General features: G+C 57.6%; 9 protein-coding genes. 3 read left to right on the top strand and 6 right to left on the bottom strand.

Going from position 1 to position 8,742, the window contains the following annotated elements; translation table 11 throughout:
• The first annotated feature begins 240 nt into the window (after nucleotides 1-240).
• The gene (locus GPS82_RS04710) at nucleotides 241-687 is read left to right on the top strand and encodes a hypothetical protein (RefSeq protein WP_296491544.1); all 447 of its coding nucleotides are present in this window, start codon (nucleotides 241-243) and stop codon (nucleotides 685-687) included.
• A 164-nt stretch (nucleotides 688-851) separates the two neighbouring features.
• Here GPS82_RS04710 and GPS82_RS04705 read toward each other — a convergent pair whose 3' ends face one another.
• Nucleotides 852-1,004 carry a DUF3096 domain-containing protein gene (locus GPS82_RS04705; RefSeq protein ID WP_296491543.1) on the bottom strand — a complete coding sequence of 51 codons (153 nt, stop codon included), beginning with the start codon at nucleotides 1,002-1,004 and terminating at the stop codon, nucleotides 852-854.
• A 201-nt stretch (nucleotides 1,005-1,205) separates the two neighbouring features.
• On the opposite strand from GPS82_RS04705, the gene GPS82_RS04700 reads away from it, so the two are divergent.
• The gene (locus tag GPS82_RS04700; protein ID WP_296491547.1) at nucleotides 1,206-1,781 is read left to right on the top strand and encodes a TMEM165/GDT1 family protein; all 576 of its coding nucleotides are present in this window, start codon (nucleotides 1,206-1,208) and stop codon (nucleotides 1,779-1,781) included.
• Here the strand turns inward: GPS82_RS04700 and GPS82_RS13745 are convergent.
• The 5 genes from GPS82_RS13745 to GPS82_RS04680 form a co-directional block, all read right to left on the bottom strand.
• Nucleotides 1,747-2,070, bottom strand: a complete 324-nt coding sequence (locus GPS82_RS13745) for a universal stress protein (RefSeq protein WP_363717107.1) — start codon at nucleotides 2,068-2,070, stop codon at nucleotides 1,747-1,749. The two genes, GPS82_RS04700 and GPS82_RS13745, sit on opposite strands and share 35 nt — an antisense overlap.
• Nucleotides 2,071-2,160: 90 nt before the next feature.
• A complete protein-coding gene (locus GPS82_RS04695) occupies nucleotides 2,161-3,822 on the bottom strand; it encodes a mechanosensitive ion channel family protein (protein WP_296491539.1) in 1,662 nt (553 codons plus the stop codon).
• Between the two features lie 178 nt (nucleotides 3,823-4,000).
• On the bottom strand, nucleotides 4,001-4,507 hold the full coding sequence (locus GPS82_RS04690) for a hypothetical protein (RefSeq protein WP_296491536.1): 507 nt from the start codon (nucleotides 4,505-4,507) through the stop codon (nucleotides 4,001-4,003).
• Nucleotides 4,508-4,713: 206 nt separating this feature from the next.
• Entirely contained in the window at nucleotides 4,714-5,904 is a 1,191-nt protein-coding gene (locus GPS82_RS04685; protein ID WP_296491534.1) for a fatty acid desaturase, read from the bottom strand.
• Between the two features lie 23 nt (nucleotides 5,905-5,927).
• On the bottom strand, nucleotides 5,928-7,199 hold the full coding sequence (locus GPS82_RS04680; protein ID WP_296491531.1) for an RsmB/NOP family class I SAM-dependent RNA methyltransferase: 1,272 nt from the start codon (nucleotides 7,197-7,199) through the stop codon (nucleotides 5,928-5,930).
• 141 nt (nucleotides 7,200-7,340) lie between these two features.
• On the opposite strand from GPS82_RS04680, the gene GPS82_RS04675 reads away from it, so the two are divergent.
• Complete coding sequence (locus tag GPS82_RS04675) at nucleotides 7,341-8,738, top strand: efflux transporter outer membrane subunit (RefSeq protein WP_296491529.1); 1,398 nt, start codon at nucleotides 7,341-7,343, stop codon at nucleotides 8,736-8,738.
• Nucleotides 8,739-8,742 lie beyond the last annotated feature (4 nt).

Genomic DNA, 8,742 nt, shown 5'->3' with positions numbered 1-8,742 from the left:
TTCACCGAGGGTAAAGACTCGGTCGCAGGGAAATTTTGCGCCAGATTTTTTGAGTAGTCAATATCTTTTTCAAGCTTTTTCAAGCAGATTGCGCAAGCAAGGCTTTGCTCGCCAAATAGGGGTGCTCTGCCCGGCTCCCCGCTTGACGTTCATGCGGTTCAAGGTTTTTCTCGCATTGGTTCAGCTTGCGTTCAGACACGTACGCGCAAGATGCAGACCGTACCAACCCAAGGAGTTTTCATGAAACATCTCATTTCCACCAAATCGCTTGCGGCAGCAGCGCTCGCGTTGGGCGTCATTGTGGCGGCTTCGCCGGCGCACGCCCGTAGCGATGTGTTTGTCTCCATCGGCGTGCAGGTTCCTGGCGTCTACGTGCAGCCGGTGCCTGTCTATGTGCAGCAGCCGCATGTGTATGTGCGGCCAGTGCCTGTGTATGTGCAGCCGTTGCCTGTTTACCTGCGACCGGTGCCAGTCTATGTTCAACCCCGTCAGTTCTACACGCCCTCACCCGTCTACTACCAGCGCTTTGACAATGGTCGGCACAATGGCTGGCAGAACGCTCAGCGCCGTGGCCCGCACGGCGACCGTGACCGTGACGGCGTCATGAATCGGCGGGACCGTGATCGTGACGGCGACGGTGTGCGCAACCGCTACGACCGCATGCCGGACAATCCGAACCGCCGGTAGTCGCTGGCACAAATTGGCAGGGGTGACAGAACTTTAAGCCAGGTTTTTCTGCAGGGTGGCCCCGCCGGCAATCAGGCATTCTTCCGGGTGGCTTGGTCACCCGCCGACGTCCCGGGCCCGACTCAAAGCTGCCCTGCCCAGGAACTTCGCGAAAGTGACCCCGGCTACAGTCGCATGGATCCAGTGCCGAACAGGCCGATCAGGCCAATGACGATCAGGTAAATCGCCACAATGTAATTCAGGAGTCTGGGCATGACCAGAATGAGAATCCCGGCAAGGAGCGAAATCAGGGGAGTCAGGCTGAGATGAAGGTTCATGAATTTTCCAATCTGGTGGGTCAATGGCTGCGCACGAGTATGATGCCAGCAGATCAGATGATGGCTCTGTGCGCCAACGCACCAGACGTCGGGCCTTTGCTGGTACCGTTAGATCCGCAAGGACACTGCTGGCTCTGAATTGGCTTGATTTGGAGCGCGATGCTTCATGGTCATTTTGTTTGTCTGGCCTTGGAACCTTTCATGGAATCCCTATTTGTCTCCACCGGTGTTGTCGCCCTCGCTGAAATCGGCGACAAGACACAACTCCTTGCGTTCATATTGGCCGCACGCTTCAAGAAACCCATTCCAATCATTGCCGGCATCCTGGTGGCCACGCTGATCAATCATGGTTTGGCGGGTGCGCTGGGGGCTTGGATCACCTCGGTGGTCAGCCCTGAAATCATGCGTTGGATTCTTGGCGGCTCGTTCATTGGAATGGCCATCTGGACTTTGATCCCCGACAAAATTGAGGAAGAGGAAACTCAGGTGGCCAGGCATCTCGGCGTTTTTGGCGCTACCCTGGTCACCTTCTTCCTGGCAGAGATGGGCGACAAGACGCAAATTGCCACCGTCGCCCTGGCTGCCCACTATGGAGCACCCCTGATGGTGATCGCCGGAACCACCCTGGGGATGTTGCTCGCCGACGTACCTGCCGTGTTCGTTGGAAACAAGTTCGCCGCCAGGATTCCGATGAAGTTGGTTCACAGCATCGCAGCAGGCATCTTCGCCGTGATGGGATTGCTCACCATCTTTCAGGTGGACAAATTGTTTGGCTAGGGTCTGCCCGAATCATCCGCTGACTGCATGGCTGGGATACTGCTTTCGCGGCCGCTGGTCGGCGGCCCACAAGCAGCCCGTTAATTCCTCGGTATAGCAGCACCGGAATCTCGCACTCGGCAAGCAAAGATGCGGCAACACTTCCCAGAATAAACTTCCCCACCTTGGATCGGGCATGTGTGCCCATGATGATGAGATCACAGCCTTCAGCTGCGGCAATTCGCACCATCGCATCCTGCGGCGTGTCTCCCGAGATAGCGAGGCATGCTGCCGCAATCCCGGCCGTCACTGCGCGCAAGGAGAGGTCAGATCAATCTGTGGGCAGAAGAATGTGTTTAAACATGGTGTCAACGTGTTTAAAAATTGAAGGTTTACCCTCTCAGCTCTGCGTCGAAGACTGTGGCGGGCTTGCCGGAGCGGCATACCACTGCTCACGCGGCACCACCTTGGGCTGCTCGGTATCTCCCTCATAGGCGGGCGTCATGATCTGGACACCGTACTCGTTGAAAACATCAAGAATATTGCGATGCAAATCGGTATAAATCCGGTTCATGCCTTGGGCAGTGGCGCAATAGGCGTTGATTTCATAAGTCACGCAGAAGTCGCCAAGGAGCTTTTGCAGAATAAAGGGGGCCGGCACCCGAAGCAGGTTGGGTGTGCGTGCCGCTGCCTCCAAAAGCATTGCCTCCACTTGGCGCCAGGGGGTCTCGTAACCGATCCCGACGGTGGTGTGGAGGATCAGCCCAGCGGTCCCTGACAGGGCACTGAAGTTAACAACCTCACTGTCGATAATTTTGGAGTTGGGTATCGTCACATACTCATTTTTCAGGGTGCGCAGATAAGTGACCAGTGTGCTCACCTGCTCCACGACCCCCGTAAACTCACCGATCTTGACCCGGTCTCCCACCTTGAAGACCCTGCGATAGGTCATGGAATACCCGGCGATGATGTTGCCGATAATCGAGGATGACCCCAGCGAAAAGATGACGCCGATAAAGAGCGACACCCCCTTGAAAGCATCCGAATCCGAGCCGGGAATGTACGGGTAGGCCACAATCACCGCAAAGGCAATCAAAAAGGGCCTGACCAGCCGATAAGTGGGCAATGCCCAATCCCGGTCAAAACCCTGCCACTCGACGTCACCATCGGCCAGGCTCTGGAAATAAAGCTTGACCAGTTTCAGAACATACCGGGTGATCAGGAAGAGGACCAGCAGGAACACCAGATTCGGAACCAATTCAATAAAACCCAAACCCAGGGTGCGCAGCGGATCAAGCAGCAGCGTGATCAGCGTGGCTCCCAGCCCGCGCGTCCAGGGAAACAGGACAAGAACACTGCTCAGGTAGAGATAAACAGCCATCAGAATCGTGGCTACCCACAAGAGCTTGAACAGGCCAATCAGTAGCCCCAAAATCTGCTGAGCCCCGAAAATATGGAAGCCCTTGAACTGCACATCGTGGACATTCTGATGCAGTCGGGTTTCAAGGCGATCGCGCAGACGCCGAAACAGCCTCCCCCCTGCCCATACTGCCAGCACAAAAACCAGACTGGAGCCAAAGGCGATCAGCCCATGGCGCATGAGCGTAGCCGGAACACGGTCCTGTCGCCAGGACTTGACCGCCTCGCCGATTTTCTGGACAACGATCAACGCAAGGGTTTGCCTGTCGAGCCCCTCCTGTCTAGCGTCAATATCAAAAACAACCATCACCGGTTTGTTCCCGACCATCACCGAACTTCTACTGGGCTGCGAGTCGTCGATACGAAGCTGCTCATTCGAAAAGCTTGGGTCGGTTGCCAGTGCAACGATGCGGTCGGCAATGTTTTTGGCCCGCTGCTCGGCAGGAAACGTGGAGGTTCCGCGAACCTTGAAAAGGACTCGACCGTCAACCTCTACAGCGGCGCTATCCTGTTCCTCCAAGGCGCTTTCATCACCTGGTTTTGTGGCTGGCTCTGAGGTTGCCTGCGCGCCTTGGGAAAACAACATCAAGCAAGTCAGCAGCAACAAGGCCAACGAATACCGGAACGAAACTACTTTGGTCATACGGAGCCTCTGAAATTATTTTTTTTGCAATGTGCAACACGTTGCATTCTGATGCAGACAAATGAACTTCATCAACCACCAAACTCGACCGCGTGAACATGCGGCTGTCGTCATGCCCGACAGCGACGACTGATTACACCCTCATTTTGCTGTCAACCGGCCCAAAACCATTGCCATCTCACTTTTGTTCAAAAATTTGCGTTGCGGCAAATCCATCGTCATGATCAGCGTCGTCAAGTTTTGACTTGGGCAATTCAAACTTGGCTGCAGGAGCGGCCGTGGCGGGTTCGGCGATGGCTGGTTTGACAGGTACCGCTGCCACAACAGGCGTTGAATCTTTCGCAATGGCCCAGGATCCGGGCTCTGGAATCTTCTCATTGGTATAGCCACAATCGGGCATGAATTTCCAGACAAATTGAAAATCTTCAGGTTTGGCTGTGCTGTCGAAAAATTGAATTTCGGTTGACAACTGGTTTTGCAGCTCGGGTGCGAAGCGCATCACTTCATCGTGCCATTGGCGCACCACCAACTGGGTAAGCAGAATGCCAGTGTCTCCTGAGCTGGCAAGAGGCGCGATTTCGGCTCCAATCCATTGAATTGGGATACCGTAACGGCGCAGGACACTTTTCAAGGCAAGCCGGATCATTTCGATCCGGATATCTGCCTTTTTGGGCAGACTGCCCAAGGGCTCAAGCTTTTCATTGGACTTGTTGACTTTTTTGTCTCGGCCAAATCTGAGAAATTCAAACATTCCTGTTTCCCCTCAAAATAAAAGGTAGCTAGCGTCACCGGAGTCAGTTTAGCCCAGGGCTGGCCAGAATCCAAGTCGGCCTGGCGAGTTTATCGCTGAAGTTCAGCAGCAATGCGACCAACGGGGCCGCCGCCTGTCACTCAGGTTCGCGCAGCGCGCAATTGCAAAGAAAATTCCTGCAGCGCTGCGATACCGCTGGCCTCGGCGCGCAGACACCACCCCTGCAAGTCTGCCGCCAATTGCTCGCGCGTGTGCGAGCGGTTCAACCACAGCTGGCGCAGTTCTTCACGCATCAACACCATTTTGTCGAGCACGGGTGACGCGGCGCGCACCCGGGTCAGATAAGCGGCCACAGACGCGGGCACCTTCTCGGTGTCGCGATGCAGCCAGTTTCGGGCTGCCTTGATCATCGAGGCGTCCGAACGCCTGGCCTTCAAGGCTGCCAATTCGTCATTGAACGCCCGGCGCATGCCCCGCGCATAGCCCGCCATCAACTCATACCGATTTTGAATCAGTGCCTCCAGCGCGTGCTCGTCGGCCACCGGGCGCACGGCACCCAGCGCCAATCTGGGCGGCACTTTCTTGGCGCGGGCCAAACCAACGCGTTGCAGCAGGCTGATGTACATCCAGCCAATGTCAAACTCATAGGGCTTGACCGACAACTTGGCCGACGTGGGATACGTGTGGTGGTTGTTGTGCAGTTCTTCGCCCGCAATCAAGATGCCCCAGGGTGAAATGTTGGTGCTGGCATCGGGTGCCTCGAAATTGCGGTAACCCCAGTAGTGCGCCGCGCCATTCACAATGCCGGCCGCCATCACCGGCGTCCAGGCCATTTGCACCGCCCAGACGGCCAAGCCCGCGGCACCAAACAACGCCAGGTCAAGCAACAGCATCAGCGCAACACCGGCAAAAGAAAAGCGGGTGTAAAGATGGCGCTCGATCCAGTCGTTGGGCGTGCCGTGGCCAAAGCGCGCCAGGGTTTCCTTGTTTTGCGCCTCTTTGCGGTACAACTCGTAGCCCTGCAGCAGCACGGTTTTGATGCCATGCACATGGGGGCTGTGCGGGTCGTCGGGCTGCTCGCATCTGGCATGGTGCTTGCGGTGGATGGAGGCCCACTCCTTGGTCACCTGGCCGGTGGTAAGCCACAGCCAGAAGCGGAAAAAATGCGAGGCAAAGGGGTGCAGGTCAAGGGCACGGTGCGCCTGATGGCGGTGCAAGAAGATGGTGACACTGATCATGGTGATGTGTGTCATGGCCAGGGTGAACGCCACAATTTGCCAAGCGCTCAGGTTCCAAAACCCGTTCGCTGCCCATTCCAACAATGAAGTCATTGACATGTACTCTGATAAAAGTTTTATTGACGCTGCCAGACCGCAGCAAAGAAACCATCGGTTTGATGCCGATGCGGCCAAAGCCGTAAAAACCGCTGTTGATTATCGCCGCCGCTGCACAGTGAGAGCGCGTTATCTACTTTAAGCCCTACAAGAACCTCGCACACATCCAGCGGCGCAAAGTCGGGGTTGGCCTCAGAAAAAGCAAGCGCAATCGCTTCATTTTCTTGCGGCAGCACGCTGCAGGTGGCATAGACCAGGCGCCCACCGGACTTCACCAGCCGCGCCGCGCTTTGCAAAATAGCGGTCTGCTTGACCGTCATTTCATCCACGGCCTGCTGATTTTGTCGCCATTTCAGGTCCGGGTTGCGCCGCAGCGTGCCCATGCCTGTGCATGGCGCGTCGACCAGCACGCGGTCGATCTTGCCCGACAGGCGCTTGACGCGGTCGTCGCGCTCATGCGCAATCGCCGCCGGATGCACATTGGACAAGCCACTGCGCGCTAGCCGCGACTTGAATGCATCAAGCCGTCCCGCCGAGGTGTCAAAGGCATACAGGCGCCCGGTGCTGCGCATGGTGGCGCCGATGGCCAATGTCTTGCCACCGGCACCCGCGCAAAAATCAACCACCATTTCGCCGCGTTTGGCATCCAGCAGCATCGCCAGCAATTGCGAACCTTCGTCCTGCACCTCAAAATCGCCGCGTTTAAAGGCTTCCATTTTGTTGAGCGCCGGCTTGCCGGCAATGCGCAAGCCCCAGGGTGAATAAGGCGTCGGCACCGCCTTGATGCCCAGGGCGGCCAGCTCTTTTTGCACATCAGCCCGTTTGGCCTTGAACATGTTGACGCGCAAGTCGAGCCCTGCACCCTTGTTGAAGCTCTCCACCAGCGGCCAGAACTCGTCACCCAACTGGTCCTTGAGCGGCTGTACCAGCCACTCGGGAAGATTGTGGCGGTGCCGCTCCATCAAGTCTTCAGGCTTGATTTTTTCGCATTGGTCAAGCCAGTTGGTCTCTTGCTCGGTCAGGGCGCTGCGCAAAAAGTCACCGGGTCCGTAAAAACCCAATATTGCCAGGCGGCGCTCTTTGGGGCCGCTGCCGGAAGGCGCAAAATGGTCAAAGAGCAGTTTTTTACGAAGCACGGTATAGACCGTCTCGGCCAGGGTGGCGCGTTCACGCGGCCCAAGGCCGCGATGATCGCGAAAAAACCGCGACACAATGGCATCTGCCGGGTGGTCAAATTTAAGGGAGAGACGCACCAGTTCGGAACAGGCGTCAAGCAGGGCTTTTGGATGCATAGGGCCCGATTGTCCCACGGGAACTTCAAACAGCTTTACCGCTCAGACACCCTGCTGGCAAAATGAGGTTGCACAATCGGCCTGCCCTGCTCGATCCCGATGATTCAGTTTGATTTGTACAGACAGCCAGATAAGCCCCAGATGTTCTTGCGCCCAACACACCAAAAACCCCAGCTCAACGCAACCCGGCCAGCCAGGCACACACCGCTGGCCTGGGCCATGATTGTCGCGCTGGGCCTGCTGCTGGGCGGCTGCGCCAGCCTGTTTCAATACGAAGAAACGCCCGATCCGACCAACAACCCGGCGCTCAACCAGGCCACCTGGTGGAACGACTTTCACGACCCCTTGCTGGCTGATCTGATCATCCGGGCCATGCTCGCCAACCCCAACATCCTCTCGTCAAAGGCGGCGCTGCAGCAGGCGCGGGCCATTCTTGATGTCAATCTGGCCGCCAACAGGCTCAACCTCGCGGTGTCAGGCTCGGTGCAACGCAACACCGCCGACGAAGGGCCGTCCAGCGTCGTTTTCAGGGGCGGCCTTGACGCCAGCTGGGAAATTGACGTGTTCGGCGCCAACCGAAGCGCAGTGGCCAACAGCGAAGCCGAGTTGCAGGTCTCCATCGCCAATTTGCGCGACATGCAATTGAGCATGACCGCCGAAGTCGCGCTGGCCTACATTCAACTGCGCAGTCTGCAAGCACAACTCGACATTGCCCGCAACAGCCTGAGCAGCCAACAGGAAACCCTGCAAATCACTCAGTGGCGTGCTCAAGCCGGCCTGGTGACCTCGCTAGAAGTGGAACAGGCCAAAACCGCCGAGGCACAGTCAGCGGCACAAATTCCGGCGCTGCTAAACAGTCTGGCCCTGGCCCGCCACAGCCTGGCTGTGCTCACCGGCCAGAATCCCAACGAACTCGAAGCCGAGCTGCAGGCGGCCGGGCCGATCCCGCAGATCGACGCGCAGGTGGCCAACGTGATCCCGGCAGACAGTCTGCGTCAGCGCGCCGATGTGCGGGCCGCCGAGGCACGCATCACCGCCGGATTGGCCTCTGTCGATGAGGCCCAGAAAGCCCGCCTGCCCAAGTTCAGACTGGGCGGTTCGCTGGGCATGACCGCGCTCACCCTGGCGGGTTTCAGCAACGGCGCAGCAGTGGCCTCACAGATCCTTGGCGCGGTGGCCATGCCCATCCTGGACGGCGGCGCCTCCAAAGCCCAGGTGCGGGTCCAGCAGGCGGGGCTGGAACAGTCGCGCGCGGCTTATCAAAACACCCTGCTGACGGCGCTCAAGGAAGTGGAGGACGCCCTGATCACCTTGCGCCATGACCGCGAACGACTGGTCTATCTGCAACAAGCCGTCAGTTCGGCAAACAACGCCGCCCTGCTGGCGCAAAACAGTTACAACAGTGGCCTGGTTGATTACCAGACCGTGCTGCAAACCCAGCGCACGCTCCTTGTCACACAAGTCAGCGTGGCCAACGTGCAAACCGATCTCAGCAGCGGCCATGTGCGCCTGATCAAAGCCATGGGTGGCGGCTGGTAGCAAC

Origin of the sequence: Rhodoferax sp., from assembly GCF_011391645.1 — a bacterium.
Classification (GTDB): Bacteria; Pseudomonadota; Gammaproteobacteria; order Burkholderiales; family Burkholderiaceae_C; genus Rhodoferax.
Note: the sequence above shows the minus strand (reverse complement) of the source record. Positions and strands in the feature narration are given on the sequence as shown.

Bases quoted from the DNA above. Each gene is read 5' to 3' on its own strand.
- GPS82_RS04710 (WP_296491544.1), top strand. From the start codon at position 241: ATGAAACATCTCATTTCCACCAAATCGCTTGCGGCAGCAGCGCTCGCG.
- GPS82_RS04705 (WP_296491543.1), bottom strand. From the start codon at position 1,004: ATGAACCTTCATCTCAGCCTGACTCCCCTGATTTCGCTCCTTGCCGGG.
- GPS82_RS04700 (WP_296491547.1), top strand. From the start codon at position 1,206: ATGGAATCCCTATTTGTCTCCACCGGTGTTGTCGCCCTCGCTGAAATC.
- GPS82_RS04695 (WP_296491539.1), bottom strand. From the start codon at position 3,822: ATGACCAAAGTAGTTTCGTTCCGGTATTCGTTGGCCTTGTTGCTGCTG.
- GPS82_RS04685 (WP_296491534.1), bottom strand. From the start codon at position 5,904: ATGACTTCATTGTTGGAATGGGCAGCGAACGGGTTTTGGAACCTGAGC.
- GPS82_RS04680 (WP_296491531.1), bottom strand. From the start codon at position 7,199: ATGCATCCAAAAGCCCTGCTTGACGCCTGTTCCGAACTGGTGCGTCTC.
- GPS82_RS04675 (WP_296491529.1), top strand. From the start codon at position 7,341: ATGTTCTTGCGCCCAACACACCAAAAACCCCAGCTCAACGCAACCCGG.